General features: G+C 63.3%; 16 protein-coding genes. 11 read left to right on the forward strand and 5 right to left on the reverse strand.

The genetic code is table 11. From position 1 onward, the window contains the following. Positions 1–22: 22 nt before the first annotated feature. On the reverse strand, positions 23–826 hold the full coding sequence (locus BSY16_RS30275; RefSeq protein ID WP_083243192.1) for a siderophore-interacting protein: 804 nt from the start codon (positions 824–826) through the stop codon (positions 23–25). A 240-nt stretch (positions 827–1066) separates the two neighbouring features. Here BSY16_RS30275 and BSY16_RS30280 point away from each other — a divergent pair, with 240 nt between their 5' ends. Then, positions 1067–1894 carry an ABC transporter ATP-binding protein gene (locus BSY16_RS30280; RefSeq protein WP_069063438.1) on the forward strand — a complete coding sequence of 276 codons (828 nt, stop codon included), beginning with the start codon at positions 1067–1069 and terminating at the stop codon, positions 1892–1894. After that, positions 1891–3174: an NtaA/DmoA family FMN-dependent monooxygenase gene (locus BSY16_RS30285; RefSeq protein ID WP_069063439.1), complete on the forward strand. Its 1284-nt coding sequence runs from the start codon at positions 1891–1893 to the stop codon at positions 3172–3174. Before BSY16_RS30280 ends, BSY16_RS30285 begins: the two co-directional genes overlap by 4 nt. Before the next feature lie 13 nt (positions 3175–3187). Here BSY16_RS30285 and BSY16_RS30290 read toward each other — a convergent pair whose 3' ends face one another. Beyond that, a complete protein-coding gene (locus BSY16_RS30290) occupies positions 3188–3973 on the reverse strand; it encodes an IclR family transcriptional regulator (protein WP_069063440.1) in 786 nt (261 codons plus the stop codon). Positions 3974–4171: 198 nt separating this feature from the next. Here BSY16_RS30290 and BSY16_RS30295 point away from each other — a divergent pair, with 198 nt between their 5' ends. After that, a complete protein-coding gene (locus BSY16_RS30295; protein WP_069063441.1) occupies positions 4172–6244 on the forward strand; it encodes a TonB-dependent receptor in 2073 nt (690 codons plus the stop codon). Positions 6245–6396: 152 nt separating this feature from the next. Here BSY16_RS30295 and BSY16_RS30300 read toward each other — a convergent pair whose 3' ends face one another. From BSY16_RS30300 to BSY16_RS30310, 3 genes are all read right to left on the reverse strand, one after another. Beyond that, positions 6397–7350, reverse strand: coding sequence for a pirin family protein (locus tag BSY16_RS30300; RefSeq protein WP_069063442.1), 954 nt, complete (start codon positions 7348–7350; stop codon positions 6397–6399). Between the two features lie 78 nt (positions 7351–7428). Next, positions 7429–8037 carry an alpha/beta hydrolase gene (locus BSY16_RS30305; protein ID WP_069063443.1) on the reverse strand — a complete coding sequence of 203 codons (609 nt, stop codon included), beginning with the start codon at positions 8035–8037 and terminating at the stop codon, positions 7429–7431. A gap of 65 nt (positions 8038–8102) precedes the next feature. After that, positions 8103–9035 (reverse strand): ring-cleaving dioxygenase, encoded by a 933-nt coding sequence (locus BSY16_RS30310; protein WP_069063444.1) that lies wholly within the window; start codon positions 9033–9035, stop codon positions 8103–8105. 250 nt (positions 9036–9285) lie between these two features. Here BSY16_RS30310 and BSY16_RS30315 point away from each other — a divergent pair, with 250 nt between their 5' ends. The 8 genes from BSY16_RS30315 (at position 9286) to BSY16_RS30350 (ending at position 17365) form a co-directional block, all read left to right on the forward strand. Next, positions 9286–10191 (forward strand): helix-turn-helix domain-containing protein, encoded by a 906-nt coding sequence (locus tag BSY16_RS30315; protein WP_150130191.1) that lies wholly within the window; start codon positions 9286–9288, stop codon positions 10189–10191. Positions 10192–10263: 72 nt separating this feature from the next. Beyond that, positions 10264–11151 (forward strand): helix-turn-helix domain-containing protein, encoded by an 888-nt coding sequence (locus BSY16_RS30320; protein ID WP_069063446.1) that lies wholly within the window; start codon positions 10264–10266, stop codon positions 11149–11151. A gap of 65 nt (positions 11152–11216) precedes the next feature. Continuing rightward, positions 11217–12134 carry an AraC family transcriptional regulator gene (locus tag BSY16_RS30325; protein WP_069063447.1) on the forward strand — a complete coding sequence of 306 codons (918 nt, stop codon included), beginning with the start codon at positions 11217–11219 and terminating at the stop codon, positions 12132–12134. Positions 12135–12325: 191 nt separating this feature from the next. Next, entirely contained in the window at positions 12326–12982 is a 657-nt protein-coding gene (locus BSY16_RS30330) for a hydrolase (RefSeq protein WP_069063448.1), read from the forward strand. 95 nt (positions 12983–13077) lie between these two features. Next, the gene (locus BSY16_RS30335; protein ID WP_069063801.1) at positions 13078–13341 is read left to right on the forward strand and encodes a XapX domain-containing protein; all 264 of its coding nucleotides are present in this window, start codon (positions 13078–13080) and stop codon (positions 13339–13341) included. Between the two features lie 89 nt (positions 13342–13430). Continuing rightward, positions 13431–15308 (forward strand): amidohydrolase, encoded by a 1878-nt coding sequence (locus tag BSY16_RS30340; RefSeq protein WP_069063802.1) that lies wholly within the window; start codon positions 13431–13433, stop codon positions 15306–15308. 21 nt (positions 15309–15329) lie between these two features. Further along, positions 15330–15773: a DoxX family protein gene (locus BSY16_RS30345; protein WP_286157372.1), complete on the forward strand. Its 444-nt coding sequence runs from the start codon at positions 15330–15332 to the stop codon at positions 15771–15773. Continuing rightward, a complete protein-coding gene (locus BSY16_RS30350; RefSeq protein ID WP_069063450.1) occupies positions 15773–17365 on the forward strand; it encodes an MFS transporter in 1593 nt (530 codons plus the stop codon). The genes BSY16_RS30345 and BSY16_RS30350 overlap by 1 nt, the downstream gene beginning before the upstream one ends. Positions 17366–17527 lie beyond the last annotated feature (162 nt).

Here is a 17527-nt window from a genome sequence, read left to right on the forward strand (position 1 = left end):
GTCTGCCGTAGCTGCAAGGGGTTCAGGCGAGAATGTCGAGATCTTCCGTCTGGGTAAGCCCGCCACCCCCGGCACGCACCGCCTCGTATTGCTGGAGGCGCATCCGGTCGATCTCGGAACTGCTCATGCCTTTTCGCCAATAACCGAAGACGCGCACGCGGTCCTTCGGCAGGCCGCGCTCCTCGGTGAAGTAGGCTCGAATGGCGCGGATATCCTGCCTCTCCCCCGCCGCCCAGATCATGCAGCCCATCGGGTCCGGCAGCGCGCGGGCGGCCGCGACCAACTTCCCGGTCGTGCCGGCCCCCTCGTCCGGGCCACGCAGCAGAAGATGCCGTTCGACACCCTCGACCTCCGGCAGTTCATCGAAGGCGGCGCGGTCGGCGGTTTCGACGTAAAGGACACCATGGCTTCCCTCCTGCCAGGTGCTGAGGATCGCATGGATGGCTGGAATGGCGGTTTCGTCGGCGAAAAGCGCAATGCCACCCTCGGCGGCGTGGTCCGGCAGGAAATGCGGCCGGGGACCGACGAGATGGATGGTGCTGCCGATTGCGGCGCGCTCCAGCCAGCGCATGGCCGGGCTGTCATCGGCATGGATCACGAAGTCGATGTCGATAAGGCTGCGGTTTTCGTCGAAGGAGCGGATCGTATAGACGCGCGATACCGGCCGCTGGCCTTCCGGGGTCTCGACCTCGAGACGCACCGCTAGATTGGGCCTGCGCCACGCGGCAGGATCGGTCGGGGCGATGCGGCCGGTTACGCGGACGACCGAAGGGACGGGCCGTGTCAGGGCGACGACTTCCATCGCCAATCGCTCCATGCTGCCCATATGATCTTCCTGCGAAAGCAGATTGTTTCGGTCTTTAACGCTTTCATTACGCGGTGCGGCCATGGCGCCCTCGCCTCCTGTCATCCCTCATGCCAGCCACTGTCCGGGTCAAAACGGTTGCATAAAGCAGCGACGCGGCGCTAAAACATGAGCACTAAAGTCAAATTTGTTTGTCCATATTGCAGAATGCATTCTGCAATGCAATACGGATTGCCGCCACCGCTTGCTAGAAGAACTGCCATGACCCACCGCCTTCATGCCCGCTCCGTGACGCTGCGTTACGACGAGCGAACCATATCGAGCGACCTGACGATCGCCATACCAGACGGCTCCTTCACCGTTATCGTCGGGCCGAATGCCTGCGGAAAATCCACCTTGCTTCGAGCAATGGCGCGCCTACTCACTCCGGCAACCGGTCAGGTGATCCTCGACGGCAGGAGCATCGGCGAATTTCCGACACGGGAAATCGCGCGCCGGCTCGGCCTGTTGCCGCAGAGCGCAACAGCGCCGTCCGGCATCACTGTCGCCGATCTCGTCGGGCGCGGGCGCTATCCGCATCAGTCGTTCTTCCGGCAATGGTCGAAGGCCGACGAGACGGCCGTGGCAGCGGCGATGCAGGCAACCAGTGTCACCGATCTTGCCGAACGGCTGGTCGACGAACTTTCCGGCGGCCAGCGCCAGCGCGTCTGGGTCGCCATGGTGCTGGCGCAGGAAACACCGATCCTGCTGCTCGACGAGCCCACCACCTTCCTCGACATCGCCCACCAGATCGAACTGCTGGAACTCCTGGCCGACCTCAATGCCGAGGGGCGAACCGTTGTTGCCGTGCTGCACGATCTAAACCACGCCTGCCGCTACGCCTCCCATCTCGTCGCCATGCGCGACGGCGCAATCCTTGCTGAAGGCCGCCCTGAGGACGTGGTGACGGAAAAGCTGGTCGAGGCGGTGTTTGGCCTGCCCTGCATCGTCATTGATGATCCGGTTTCGCACACGCCGCTCATCGTACCGCTCGGGCGTCATCGTCCAGCACGCCCTCGGCAGGAGCCGAAGGGGATTTCAGCGCCATGACGGACAGGCAGCTCCACATCGGATTGTGCCTTACAGAAACATGGCTCCAGGGCCGTCAGGCGGAGGACGCCGAGCTTGTCGAACAGCGACAGGACCCGCCCGGCTTCTACATCAAGCTGGCGCAGGCGGCCGAGCGGGCCAAGCTCGACTTCGTCTTCAAGCCGGACATACTGGTCATGCGGCGCGGCAAATCGGGCACGTCGCCGTCTTTCGTCGGGCTGGACCTGACGGTGCTGCTCGCCGCCATTTCCACCGCAACCCGGCGCATCGGCTTGGTCACGACCGCGTCGACGACTTTCAACCCGCCCTATGTCGTCGCTCGCCAGCTCCAGTCGCTGCACTGGATCAGCAACGGACGGGCGGCATGGAACATCGTCACCTCGATCGACGGCGCGGAGAATTTCGGCGATGCGCCGATGCCGCCGCCGCAGGAGCGCTACCGCAAGGCCGCCGAGTTCACCGAACTTGTCCGCGACCTTTGGCAAAGCTATCCCCTTGCTGCGCTGGAGGGTGAGGCCGAGGCAACGGCGCTCGACCATCGAGGCGAATTCTTCAGCGTCATGGGACCGCTGAACGTGCCCGGCCATGCCAGCGGCCCACCGCCGCTGTTCCAGGCCGGGGCCTCGGAGATCGGGCGGGACTTTGCGGCTTCGGTGGCGGACGCAACCTTTGCTTCGACCCCTGACATGGCGGCCGCCCTGGACTTGCGCAACGACTTGCGGGCGCGGGCGCTGAAACATGGACGGACGGATGCACCCCGGGTTCTGCCGGGCCTTTATTTCTTCCTCGCTGAAACGCGAGAGGAAGCGTGGGCGATGCACCGGCGTGCCCATGCGCACCTGACGCCCGTACAGCGCCTCGACGCCGTGAAGACGATTCTCGGCCTCGATCTCTCGCATTTGTCACCCGGCGCACGCGTGACCGCCGACCTGCTTCCATCAGACGACCAGCCGGTACGCAGTCGTACCCATGCCGACCTGTTGCGCCGCTATATCGAGAAGAACGAGCCCTTTGTAGAGGACCTGCTGGCGCGACCGGAGGTGGTCGGCTCGGCGCATTGGGTTTCCGTCGGGACTGTCGAGGACGTCGCTGACGACATTACGGAATGGTTCGCCGCCGGCGCGATCGACGGCCTCATCGCGCTGCCGGGCGGCTCGCGGGAATCGCTGCGCCTGTTCCTCGAAGGCCTCGTGCCGCTTCTGGTACAGCGGGGCGTCTTCCGCAGGGAATATGACGGCGAGACACTGCGCGCGCATTTGCGCATCCGCTCGAAGACATGAAAGGGGGGGCGGTTCACGCCCCTCCCGATTCCACTGTCACCTGCCGGGCAGCCTCGACGAGTGCGGCGCCATGTCCTTCGCTTTCGGCCGTCTCGACGAAAGAGACCGTCGTGACCACGCAACAGATCTCCCCATAAACGTCGAAGACGGGGGCCGCCTTGCCGGTCAGCGCGGAAAACAGCCGCTCATTCAGTTCAGCACCACCAGCGTGGCGGATATTCTCCAGCACGCCCGGCGCCGGGGGACGGCCACGAAAGGCATCCGGCTGCAACCGCCGCACCGCCTCTATGCGTTCCGGCGGCATAAAAGCCTGAAACACCAGCCCGCAGGCGGTGTTGTCGAGCGGCAGCACATCGCCCAGCGTCACGGTGCTGATCGCGAAGCGGGCGCTGCGATACCATTGCACGATGGTTGGTCCGCGGTCGGTCCAGATCGCGACGCCGCAGCTTGCCGCCACCCGCGAGGCCATGGATTTCATATGCCGACCCGCGACCGCCACGGGGTCAATGCGCTTCAGCGCGCTGATGCCAATGTTGAGCGCCGCCGGTCCGAGATCATAACAGCCGGTGACCTGGTCCTGCGCCACCAGCCCCTCGCGCACAAGGCTTTGCATGTAGCGATGCGCGGTGGATCGGCCCGTCCCGGCGCGGCGCGCAAGTTCGACCAGCGGCAACTCCCCATCGGAGGCGGCAAGAATCGTAAGAAACCGCGAGGCGATGGAAACAGACTGAATGATGCCCGCCCGCTTCTCGCCTGCGGCATCCGACAGTTCATCCGCACTTTCTTCGAATTCGGTCAACGACACCCTCCCTATCAACAAGATGCGGCGCGTTCGCCTCGACGCGGTGTCGATTGGCAAGCGTTTGCACTGTTGCGGATATGCCACGGCTTGCGCCAGACGGCAATCTGTTCAAAATGCGGAAAGCATTCCCTATTGCGGAACGATGGCGGTCCCGCTACGTCAACATGACTGAAATACTCATGTTTAGGGGCTGTTATGGGGACTCATATCAATCGCAGACTGGCAGCAGGCGTCAGCGTCGCTGCGCTGTCACTGCTTCCGGCTTTGGCCGCCGTCGCACAGGACGGCACGGAGGCTACGATTCTCGAAACCATCACCGTGACCGGCGAGAAAGTAGCGCGCGACATGAAGAGCACGGCCTCGTCCGTGTCGATCAAGACGAGCCGCGAGATCGACCGGGAAAAAACCGGCAACGCAACGGTCCAGGAAGTGATTGCCGATGTGCCGAACGTCGTCTTTTCCGACACGGTCAGCGCGCCGGTCATCCGTGGGCAGGACACGCAGGGGCCGAACACCGGTGCGACCGCGTTTTTCGCCGGTACAGTTCCGCGTGCCACTATCAATCTCGACGGCCACTATCTGAATTATAACGAGTTCTATTTCGGCACGTCCTCCGTCTGGGATCTCGACAGCATCGAGGTCTTCCGCGGACCGCAGACCACCTCACAGGGCGCGAACGCCATTGCCGGCGCCATCATCGTCAACACGAAGGACCCGACGTTCACGCCCGAAGCGGCCTACCAGGCGGAGATCGGCAACTATCACAGCAAGCGGGCATCCATCGCGCTATCCGGCCCGATCATCGAGGATCAGCTGGCCGCACGGCTGGCCATAGATTATTCCGGGCGCGACACCTTCATCGACTACATCAATTCCGGCTTCCAGCACGGCGATACCGATCAGGATTTCAAGGCATTGAATGCCCGCTTCAAGCTCTTGTGGGAGCCCGCGGACATCCCCGGCCTGACGGCCAAGCTGACCTATTCCCACAACAGCAGCAACCGGCCGAGCCAGGAGGCCGCCTCCTGGCCCTTCGACGAGCTCAACCATGTCACCACGACGATGCCAAGCTGGGAGCAGCACACCAATACGGGGATTCTCGACGTCTCCTATGAATTCGAGAACGGCATCAAGCTCTTCAACCAGGCGCAGCTTTCAACGTCGAATGTGATCCGCACCACCGGCCTGATCAATGGCGGTGACGCCGATATCGACCAGACCAACGCCTCAAATGAAACGCGCGTGACTTTCGGTGATACGCAAGACGAAATCAGTGGCGTCGCCGGTCTCTATTATGCGCATACGCAGACCGACGAACTGCTCTTCCTGAACGGCACGTCCTCCTTCGACGACACGAAGCGCAATCTCGGCCTGTTCGGCGAGATCAGCTACCGCTTCGCCGAGCAATGGACACTGACGACCGGCCTGCGCTATCAGCAGGATCATATCCAGCGCATCGGCAAATCGGTCTATGCGCCGACGCCGGTCGATTTCGACACGACATACTCGGCTCTGCTGCCGAAGGCATCGCTTGCCTATGCCGTGAACGACGACTGGACCGTTGGCGCACTCGTCAGCCGCGGCTACAACCCCGGCGGGGTCTCGCTCAATATGACCGCGCAGAAATGGCAGCCCTTCGAGGAAGAGAAGATCTGGAACTACGAGCTGTTCGCGCGCGCCAGCCTCCTCGACGACCGGCTGATGGTGAACGGCAACCTGTTCTACATGGACATGAAGAATGCACAGTACAACATTCCGGTGGTGGTATCGCCAGGCGTGACCCAGTCCTATACGATCAATGCCGAGCAGGCTCACGCCTATGGCCTTGAAATCGGTGCGGACTACCAGCTGCTGGACAACCTGATGATCAGAGCCAGCGCCGGCGTGCTGCGTACCGAGATCGACGAGATTGCCAGCAATCTCGCTTACCAGGGCAACGAGTTCGCCAAGTCGCCCGGGTACATGGTCAGCCTCGGTGCGAGCTGGGACGTTACGGAGAAATTCAACGTATCGGGCCAGGTCCGTCATCTCGACGGCTATTACTCCGACACGGCCAATACGCCAGCCTACGTGATCAAGCCCTACACGATCGCTGACGTACGGGCGAGCTACAAGGTGCATGACCATATGGAGGTCTACGGCTACGTGAAGAACATCTTCGACGAACGCACGCCGACCTACATGCAGCAGAACCGCGGCATCGGCGGCATCGAGGCGAGCATGACCGCCCCGCGGATGTTCGGCATCGGCGTCAAGGGCACGTTCTGAATCGAGTGCGGTTCTTCGTGGCCACGCGGCCACGCCACCATCGCCTCATAGTCACTCCGCCGATTGCGATCACGATCGCAGTCGGCGGCGGTTAAGCCAGCACGAGAAACGCTGGCCCGCGTAACATCGCCAACCAGCCACCTTCGCTCGGCTCAGTGCGCTGGTTTCCCCGCATCGGGGAAGGGAATGAACTCAGCGGCGTCGTCGGGTGGCAGGCGGAAGCGACCGTGTTCGAAGTCGCCCTTGATCCAGGCCTCCTTCGCGGCTTCCAGCTTTTCTTTCGAGGACGCGACGAAGTTCCACGCGATGTAGCGCGGGCCATTCAGCGTCTCGCCGCCAAGCAGCATCAGCCGCGCGCCCGCTTCACCGGCGGTGACCGTGATGGGATCACCGGGACGGAAGACCATCATCTGCCCGGCTGAAAATTCCTGGCCGGCGACAACCACGGAGCCCTGTGTGACATAGAGCCCGCGATCCTCGTGATTGTCGGGCAAAGGCAGTTTCGCCCCGGCCTGAAGAATGGCATCGGCATAAAACATCTCGGAGAAGGTCTTCACCGGCGCTCGCTCGCCCCAGGCATTGCCGAGGATGAGGCGTACCTCCTTGCCCTCGCCGCTGAGCAGCGGCAAGGCCTCAGCTCCCTGGTGCTCGAAGCTTGCCGGCATGTCCTCGTCGTCTTCCGGCAAAGCGACCCATGTCTGGATGCCGAAGAGCGAATGACGCTTGGCGCGCGTCAGCGGGCCGGTGCGTTCCGAGTGGGTAACGCCGTTGCCCGCCACCATCCAGTTCACCTCGCCCGGATAGATCATCTGGTTGGTGCCAAGGCTGTCGCGATGTTGGAATTCGCCCTGGTAGAGATAGGTCACCGTGGCGAGCCCGATATGCGGATGCGGGCGCACGTCGATGCCACCCTCGTTGATGAATTCGGCCGGACCTATCTGGTCGAAAAAGATGAAGGGGCCGACCATCTGGCGTTCGGGCGCCGGCAGCGCTCGGCGCACCTCGAAGCCGCCGAGATCACGAGATCGCGGCACGATGAGCATCTCGATATCGGCAATCGTGCCTGCCTCGGGACATTGCGGTTCGATGCCGGGCATCCAACTCATGGTGTTCCTCCTTCGATTGGCTGGTTCAAGATGACGCTGTTGCGGACGATTCCGCAACAGAAAACAGGCCCATAAAACTCAGCGGCCCGTCATGAAGGCCGTGATGGCGGCGATCTCCTCCTGGCGCACCTCGTGGCCCCCGTCGTGCAAAACGAGGTCCACGTCGGCGCCCTGACTTTCCAGATAGGCAACGAGCGCCTCGGTCAGGGGAAGCCGGCAGATGGGGTCGCGCCGGCCCGCGGTGATCAGGATTTTCCGGCCGCCAAGCGCCGGGTTTGGTGCGGGCGTCCAGGGGATCAGCGGATGCATCAGCACCGCCCGGTCGATAAGGCCGGGCGCCTCGAACAACACCGAAGCAAGGATGTTGGCACCGTTGGAGTAACCTAGGCCATAGACCGGAGCGCCGGGATTGGCGTCCCGGTGGGCACCGATAAATTCAGCCATCCTGCGGCTGCGGACGGCAAGGTCAGCCATGTCGTAAACCCCCTCTGCCTTACGGCGGAAGAAGCGTTTGGCACCATGCTCCGACACGTCACCGCGCGGCGAGACGATGCCGGCATCCGGCAGGATCTGGCCGATCAGGCCAGTGAACTGATGCTCGTCACCACCCGTGCCATGGAAGGCAAAGACCAGCGGGGCACCCGCCGCCGGGGCTCTTGCAAAATGAGAATAGGCGTCGCGATACATGAGGGTCTCCAATCTCTAGTCATCATCGGCAGCCGCCGGGTCGATGCCGGCGGCTGCCTTGATCGTCAATCGACGATGGGCGGCAGGATATCTTCGATCCGATCGCGCAGATGGGTGTGCTGGCGTGGCAGCTTCAGCGCTTCGCCAAGATGAGCGGTGTCCTCGTCACGGTCGAAACCGGGCTCGTTCGTCGCCACCTCGAACAGCACCCCGCCAGGCGTGCGGAAGTAGATCGCCCAGAAGTAATCACGGTCGATGACCGGGGTGACCTGGTAGCCGGTGTCCATCAAGGCCTTGCGCACTTCCGCTTGAGCCGCGCGGTTTTCGACCGCAAAGGCAACGTGGTGGACGGAGCCTGCGCCCTGCCGCGCCACCGGCGCGCCGGGCAGCACTTCGAGGTCAATGAAATCGGCACCGTTGCCGCCTTTAATGGCATAGCGGGTCAGGTCGCCACGGCGATCGACCTCCTCATAGCCCATGAACTTCAAGAGTTCACCCGTGGCACCGCCATCGCGCAACCGCATGGTCACGCCATGGAAACCGTGCACGCCATCACTCACCGGCACACCGCCGCCGGAAAAAGGCAGCCGCGCATCGCCATCAACTTCGGTCAGCGCGAAGCCGTCGCCATCCGGGCCGAGGAAGCGCAGGCGCTTTTCGCCGAAGGCTTCATCTTGCGCAAGGCCGGTAAGACCCTTGCCGGCAAAACGTTCCTTCCAGTAGCCGAGTGAGCCTTTCGGTACGGAAAAGACGGTTTCGGCAACCTCCCCGGCGCCACGGTTGCCTCTGGCGATGTGCGGGAAGGGGAAGTAGGTCATGACAGTACCGGCCGAACCGGTCTCGTCCCCATAATAGAGATGATAGACGTCCGGCGCATCGAAATTGACCGTCTTCTTAACTCGGCGCAGCCCGAGCGTCTTGGTGAAGAAGTCGTTGTTTTCCTGGGCGTCGGCGGCCATGGAGGTGACGTGGTGCAGGCCTTTGATCTGGGTAAGCATGATGTGGTCCTCGCTCTCGGGTGTCTTCGTTGAGCAAGAGATAGAGCCAATGCTGCCCCATTAGAATGGGCATAATAATTCATATATTATTGACAAAAACGCAACATTTGAAAGCCAGGTTCTGTCCGCTAAAGCATTTCCGGCCAGCACTTCGACGCAACGTTGCATAGGCCAGCGGACTAGACTAAAGTCGAAAAATTGAATCCGGTTTCTCTTTTGGTCGTATAGACCCGGTAGAGTGATTGAGAGATTGCCGTTGTCGTTTCCAGGAAAAGAATTGAGTTGCGTAGGCCTTTGCTTCGGAACGCCCGAGGCACCCAGCCTGACCACTGTCCCGATCAAGGCCGCGACTTTTTCCGTTACCAGCATCTGCAAGGACCTGGGTGAGGAAACGGCCAACGACGTACGGCTTCCCGCCTGCGATGCTTATTTCCTCATGCTCTATCTGGAAGACGCAGACCACGCCGATATCCTGGCGGACGGAACGTGCACACCGGTCCACCGCTACGAGCAGGGATCGATCTGCCTCGTTGATCTGGACGACGGTGCAGCCATTCGCCTGCACAGCCGACTGAATTCGCTGACCTTCGTTCTGCCCAAGACGCTTTTCGAAGAGGCCGCCTCGCTATCGTCGGGCACGAAGATGCGTCGCCTGGCCTGTCGGCGAGGCAAGCCGGATGGTGTGCTCGCAAATCTCGGCACGGCCCTGCTCGCGCTGCTGACCGGCAGCCGAGCGTCCTCGCCGCCCGCGCTGCTCGGGCATATGGCCGTCGCCATCTGCGCCCATCTCCTGCATCAGTATGGCGAAACACCGGAAGGTGACCCCACCATCGGGCGGCTGCCCTCTGTTCCGAAGGCGGGGGCGCAGCAGGCGGACGACGTCGACGAACCGCCACTTTTCCCCATCGCCACGGCCACCGATCTTGCCGAAGAGACGTTCCTGCTGGACTTCAAGCGCGCGACGGGACTGGCACCCTTTCAATGGCTGACGCGGATGCGCGTTGAACGCGCGAAGGAGTTCATGGCGGAACACACCCTGTCCATTGAAGCAATTGCCCGTCAATGCGGTTTCGGCGACCTGGAACACTTCAACCAGGCCTTCACTGTCGAAACCGGCATGACGCCAGCGGCCTGGGGCCGCATGCACGTCAATTGATGCAAGCTGTTTGCTTCGGCAAGAAAATCTTGCACTCTCGGCTTCTCCAACGGCTGGTGCGGGGAGGACACGATGAACGATGATTCAGTTCCGGAAACGGCCGATATGGTTGCTACCATGCGCCGCTGGGAGCTACGTGCCTCGCCGCTCACCATCACACGACTGAGTTCCGACCGAGACGATCTAGCCCCCGATCCCCCGAATGCGCCCGAAGACGCGTTCCATATCATTACCCAGCTCCGCGACTTTCGCCTGCACCGGCTATGGCGGGGGGAGTCGCTGATCTTCGAGGGGGGGCACCCGAAGGGCGCGCTGGCCATCACCGATCTGCGCGAGGAGTGGCGCTGCCACCATCTCTCGCCCTTCGACAATGTGCGTTTCAAGATCCCCTTCCAGCACGTACGCGCCTTCGCCACCGAACTTAGCCGGCCGGAACTGTCGGGCTTTAAATGCCGGCCCGGCACGCTGGACGCCGTGATGCTAGGGCTCGCGCAAGCGCTGCTGCCTGCACTGGAACGGCCACAGCAGGCAAGCCGCCTGTTCCTCGAACAGGTCGGCCTCGCCATCCTCACCCATCTCACGCAGACCTATGGAGGCGTCTATTTTCCGGTCGATCGCAAGGGCACGCTGGCGCCCTGGCAGGAAAAACGCGCGCTTGAACTCCTCGCCGCGCGCCTCGATGGCGGGGTCTCCATCGCGGAGCTGGCGCAAAGCTGCGACCTGTCGCGCAGTTATTTCATCTCGGCTTTCAAGGCGAGTTTCGGGCGAACGCCGGCCCGCTGGCTGAACGAGTATCGCGTCGCCTGCGCCAAGGAATTGCTGTCTGGCGACCTGCCGATTGCCGAAATCGCCATCGGATGCGGCTTTGCCGACCAGAGCCATCTCACCAAGGTCTTTGCCGCCGTGACCGGAGAGACGCCCGCCCGCTTTCGCCGTGAACGCCGCTCCGCAAAAATTTAGGGTGTCGCCAGGGGACTGGATCGGGTAGCTTGCCCGTGGGGAAGCCAACTTCGGAGGAAAAAGGCATGGGTAATGCCCCTTCCGTTTCGGCCGCCTCTTCCTCCCGCGACAGCCTGGGATGCAGCCTTTCACGGCTCGACGATGACCGTCGCGTCGAGGCGAGTGGCATGACCTTCCATCGCAAGAGGGCGACCTCGGCCCCGCCGGAACCGGTCTACACGCCCGCCACCAGCCGCGGCTATCTGCTCGGCCTGTCGCTCACCGGCGGCCATCGCCGGCGAATTTTTCACGCGCATCATTCCAGCGTGCACGATTTTGCGGAGAATGCCGTCTATCTGCGCTCCTTCCAGGATGCCTACCAGGCGGAACTGGCCGGTTCGTTCGATTTCGCTCTCCTGGAAATCGGTCCATGTGCGCTCGAGCGCTTGGCCGACAGCGCGGATCTCGCGGGCGTCAACGAATTGCAGGCCTTCGGGGAGGAGTCCGATCCGGTGCTCGGCGGGCTGATGGGTGCACTTTTCGCCCCAACCAGCGATCAGCTGGAGCGCAGCGCCCTCTTCGTTGACCAGCTTTCGCTGGCGATCGGCATCCATGTTGCGCACCACTACGGCAATGCCGCGCGCGAGACCGTGACGGAGCGGGCGAAAGGCCGGCGCCTTTCGTCGCGTGGCATGGCCGCGGTGCAGGACATGATGCGCGACCGGCTTCACGGCGATGTCGCGATTGAGGATCTGGCACGCGCTTGCAACCTTTCCGAAGGCGCCTTCCTGCGTGCCTTTCGCGAGACGGTGGGCAAGACCCCGCATCAGTTCCTCATGCAGGAGCGTGTCGAAAAGGCGCGCGACCTGCTCGCCTTCTCCTCCCTGACCCTCAGCGAGGTCGCCGCCGCCTGCGGCTTTGCCGACCAGAGCCATTTTTCGCGAATTTTCTCGCGCATCGTCGGCGCCGCGCCGGGGACCTGGCGGCGCAGCCGCAAGGCGTGAGCCGAAGCGGCATGCTGCCGCGTGCAATCAGAGAACCGTACCCTCTGCTCGCACGCGAACAAGAGCGAGTTTGGCCGAGAAACCTGTCAGAATGTTCAAAAGACAAACATAGGCGACAAGAACGGTACGGAGCACAGGGGCATAGTCCGGTTCGAAGAAAACTGAAACCGGCATCCAAAAAGGAGGACCCCATGACCCTGAACGCGACGCCCACCCCCGGCAGCCTGCTGATTTCCCCCAAGGATCACACGCTGATCATGATCGACTTCCAGTCGCAAATGGCCTTTGCGACGAAATCGATCGATGCCGTGAACCTGCGCAACAACGCCGCTCTCGTCGCCCATGGTGCCAAGGGCTTCGGCGTTTCGACGATTTTGACCACGGTGGCCGAAAAGACCTTTTCCGGTCCGATGTTCACCGAGATCACCGAGGCCTTCCCGGGCCAGGCCCTTCTCGACCGGACCTCGATGAACACCTGGGAGGACGCCGCTGTCATCGATGAGGTGAACCGCATCGGCAAGAAGCGCCTGGTAATGTGCGGCCTGTGGACCTCCGTCTGCATCGTCGGCCCGTCGCTCTCGGCGCTCGACCAGGGCTTTGAGGTCTACGTTATCACCGATGCCTGCGGTGATATTTCCACCGAGGCCCATGATCGGGCCGTAGACCGCATGGTGCAGGCGGGTGTGCGCCCGATGACCTCGCTGCAATACCTCCTGGAACTCCAGCGCGACTGGGCCCGTACCGAAACCTACGAGATGACGACCGGCATTGCGAAGAAATTCGGCGGCGCCTACGGCCTCGGCATCATCTACGCCAAGACCATGTTTGGGGCTTCCGAGGGGCACTGAGTTCGTTTCCCCCTCCCGCACTCATTGCCCGCTCCGCCCGTCCGCAGGCCGCCCTGCGGACGGGCGTTCTATCCCGGATGGAGAAGGAAGCCATGATGAAGATCTATCTGCTCTCGCTCGGTGCCGGCCTCATGGTGGGCGTGCTCTACAGCCTGCTCAATGTGCGCTCGCCCGCCCCGCCGGTCGTCGCGCTGATCGGCCTGCTCGGCATTCTCGTCGGCGAACAGATCGTGCCGCTCGCCAAGTCGTTCTGGAACCGTGACCCGGCCGCGCAATCCTGGCTGCAGCACCACGTCAAGCCGCATGTCTTCGGTGAGATGCCGAAGGGCGGAAAACCGACCGACAGGACACACGTCTGATGCCGACCCGTCGTAATTTCCTTGGCGCGACCGCTGCCGCCCTGACACTGGGCAGCGCCGCCACGCAGGCCCAACAGGAGTCCCGTTCGATGACTGCCGACCTCATCCTTCATAACGGCCGTTTCACGACCCTCGACCGCAGCAATCCGCAGGCATCAGCGGTCGCCATCGCGGACGGCACCTTCCTCGCCGTCGGCGACGAGCGCGAGGTTATGGCGCTTGCCGGCCCGGAGACGCGGGTGATCGACCTCAAGGGCCGCAGCGTACTGCCCGGGCTTTGCGACAACCATACCCACGTCGTGCGCGGTGGCCTGAACTTCAACATGGAACTGCGCTGGGACGGCGTGCGCTCGTTGGCCGATGCCATGGACATGCTGAAACGGCAGGTGGCGATCACCCCGCCGCCGCAATGGGTGCGCGTCGTCGGCGGCTTTACCGAACATCAATTCGCTGAAAAGCGCCTGCCGACCATCGAGGAGATCAACGCGGTCGCCCCCGACACGCCGGTCTTCCTGCTGCACCTCTATGATCGCGCATTGCTCAACGGCGCGGCCTTGCGCGCCGTCGGCTACGGCAAGGACACGCCGAACCCGCCCGGCGGCGAGATCACCCGCGACGCCAGCGGCAACCCGACCGGCCTGCTCCTTGCCAAACCCAATGCCGGCATCCTCTATTCGACACTCGCCAAGGGGCCGAAACTCCCCCTCGACTACCAAGTCAACTCGACCCGCCATTTCATGCGCGAACTGAACCGGCTCGGCGTCACCTCCGTCATAGATGCCGGCGGCGGCTTCCAGAACTATCCGGATGACTACGCTGTCATTCAAAAACTCGCCGACGAGAACCAGATGACCGTACGGCTCGCCTACAATCTCTTCACCCAGAAGCCGAAGGAGGAGAAGGAAGATTTCCTCAACTGGACGAAGTCGGTCAAATACAAGCAGGGCAACGACTACTTCCGCCACAATGGTGCCGGCGAGATGCTGGTCTTCTCCGCCGCGGATTTCGAGGACTTTCGCGAGCCGCGGCCGGACATGCCGCCGGAAATGGAGGGCGATCTCGAAGGGGTCGTGCGCATCCTTGCGGAAAACCGCTGGCCCTGGCGCATGCATGCCACCTATGACGAGACGATTTCCCGTGCGCTCGACGTCTTCGAGAAGGTCAACCGCGACATCCCGCTCCAAGGCCTCAACTGGTTCTTCGATCATGCCGAGACCATTTCCGAACGCTCGATCGACCGGGTGGCGGCGCTTGGTGGCGGCATCGCGGTGCAGCACCGCATGGCCTATCAGGGCGAATACTTCGTCGAACGCTACGGCCATGCCGCAGCCGAAGCCACGCCTCCCGTCGCCCGCATGCTGGAAAAGGGCATCAAGACCTCCGCCGGCACGGATGCGACCCGCGTCGCCTCCTACAATCCCTGGGTCTCGCTGTCCTGGATGGTGACGGGCAAGACCGTGGGCGGCACGGCGCTCTATCCGCGCGCCAACTGCCTCGACCGCGAAACGGCCCTGCGCATGTGGACGGAGAACGTCACCTGGTTCTCCAATGAGGAGGGCAAGAAGGGCCGCATCGAAAAGGGCCAGTTCGCCGACCTCATAATCCCCGACAAGGATTTTTTCACCTGCGCGGAGGACGAGATCTCCTTCCTCTCCTCCGAACTCACCATGGTCGGCGGCAAGATCGTCTACGGGGCCGGCGATTTCTCCCGGTTGGACGAAAACCCCGTGCCTCCGGCGATGCCCGACTGGTCGCCGGTCAGAACCTTCGGTGGTTATGCAGCCTGGGGCGAACCGGAGGGTGCCGGCAAACGCTCGCTCCGGCGCACCGCGATCTCGACATGCGGCTGCGCCAGTTCTTGCGGCGTGCATGGTCATGACCACGCCGCGGCCTGGACGTCGAAACTGCCGATCGGCGACCTGAAGGGCTTTTTTGGCGCGCTCGGCTGTGCCTGCTGGGCAGTTTAAGGAGACAATATGCTGCAAACCATGGAACAGCGCGCGGCAAAAGTCTGCGCGCCCTTCATCATCAGCCATCCGGTGCGGCTTTTGGCACTTCTCGGGCTCTGCGCCGCCTATATCCAGGGCAGCTTGATGAAGCTCTTCGATTTCAACAGCGCGATTGCCGAGATGGAGCATTTTGGTCTGACGCCTGCCGCCCCGTTCGCCGCCGCAGTCATCTTCTTCGAACTCGTCTGCTCGGCCATGGTACTGACTGGCTTTTGCCGCTGGATCGGCGCGTTGGCACTCTCGGCCTTCACGCTGATGGCGACCTTCATCGCGTTGCGCTTCTGGGAAATGACGCCCGGCATGGAGCGCATGATGGCGACCAACGCCTTTTTCGAGCATCTCGGCCTGGCCGGCGCCTTCCTGCTGGTCGCCTGGTACGACCTGCACCGCTGGAAGACGGCGCCCCGGGAGGACTGGACCTGATGGCCGCCGAGACCGCCCGCCCGCCCGGCGCCTTCGCGCCGCTGCGCCAAAAAGTTTTCGCCGTGCTCTGGGTGGCGACGATCGTCGGCAACATCGGCACCTTCGTTCGCGATGTCGCAAGCTCCTGGCTGGTGACGGACCTCTCCGCCGCACCCGCCGCCGTGGCCCTCATCCAGGCCGCCTCCACCTTCCCGATCTTCCTTCTGGCGATCCCGGCCGGCGTGCTCTCCGATATCCTCGACCGGCGCAAATTCCTGATCGTCATCCAGCTCATCCTCGCCACGGCCAGCATCTCGCTGCTGACGCTGTCAGCGACCGGCCTGCAATCGATCACCTCGCTCGTCGCCTTCACCTTCATCGGCGGCATCGGCGCGGCGCTGATGGCGCCCACCTGGCAGGCGATCGTGCCGGAACTGGTGACGAAGGCCGACGTCAAGGGCGCCATCGCGCTGAATTCGCTCGGCATCAACATTTCGCGCGCCATCGGCCCGGCCCTTGGCGGCGTGCTGCTCGCCACCTTTGGCGCGGCCGTCACCTATGGCGTCGATGTCATCAGCTATGTCTTCGTCATCGCCGCCCTCCTCTGGTGGCGACGTCCCGTCGATAGCGAGGACGCGCTGTCGGAACGCTTCTTCGGCGCCTTCCGCGCGGGCCTGCGCTATGCCAAGTCGAGCCGCGAGCTGCATGTTGTGCTGGTGCGCGCCGCCGTGTTTTTCGCCTTTTCCAGCGCGGTCTGGGCGCTGCTGCCTTTGGTGGCGCGCAACCTCCTCGGCGGCACGGCCGGTTTCTATGGCGTCCTGCTCGGCGCGGTGGGTGCCGGTGCCATCGGCGGCGCCTTCCTGATGCCGATGTTGCGTGCGCGTTTCGACGTCGACGGCCTGATGCTGCTTGCCGCCATAGCCGCTGCCGCCGTCATGGCCGGGCTGTCGCTTGCCCCGCCGCAATGGGTGGCGATCCTGTTGTTGCTGGTGCTCGGCGCCGGCTGGATCACCGCGCTCACCACGCTCAACGGCACGGCGCAATCCGTGTTGCCGAACTGGGTGCGCGGCCGCTCACTTGCCATCTACCTCACCGTGTTCAACGGCGCTATGACCGCTGGCAGCCTCACCTGGGGCACGATCGCCGAGGCGCTCGGCATTCCCGCTACGTTGCTTGTCGCCGCCGCCGGCCTCACAGTCGTCGGCCTGGTCTTCCATAGGCTGAAGCTGCCGAAGGGCGAGGCGGACCTCGTGCCCTCCAACCATTGGCCCGAGCCGCTGACCGCCGGCACGGTCGAAAATGACCGTGGCCCGGTGCTGATCACCGTGGAATACCGGGTGGATGCGGCCGACCGGGCACCCTTCCTCGCGGCACTCCACAGCTTCTCCTCCGAACGGCGGCGTGACGGCGCCTATGGCTGGGGCGTAACGGAGGATGCCGCCGACCCAACAATCTACCTCGAATGGTTCTTCGTGGAATCCTGGGCAGAACACCTGCGCCAGCACCGACGCATCTCCAAGGCCGATGCCGATCTCCAGCAGGAGGTGCGTCGCTTCCACAAGGGCGATGACCCACCGAAGGTCCGCCACCTGCTCGCCGCCGACCGGCGCTGACGAAACGCCGCCAACACAACCCGACTAGAGGAGTAGGTCCATGACCGACTGGAGCACCTTTTTGCCTGTCACCCGGCGGCAGACGCTTGCCGCAGCGGCCCTTGCCGGCGCCGCCACGCTGCTGCCCCGCCTTGCGCTTGCCCAGACCGAAACCGCAACTGA

The organism is Sinorhizobium sp. RAC02 (genome assembly GCF_001713395.1).
Taxonomy (GTDB): domain Bacteria; phylum Pseudomonadota; class Alphaproteobacteria; order Rhizobiales; family Rhizobiaceae; genus Shinella.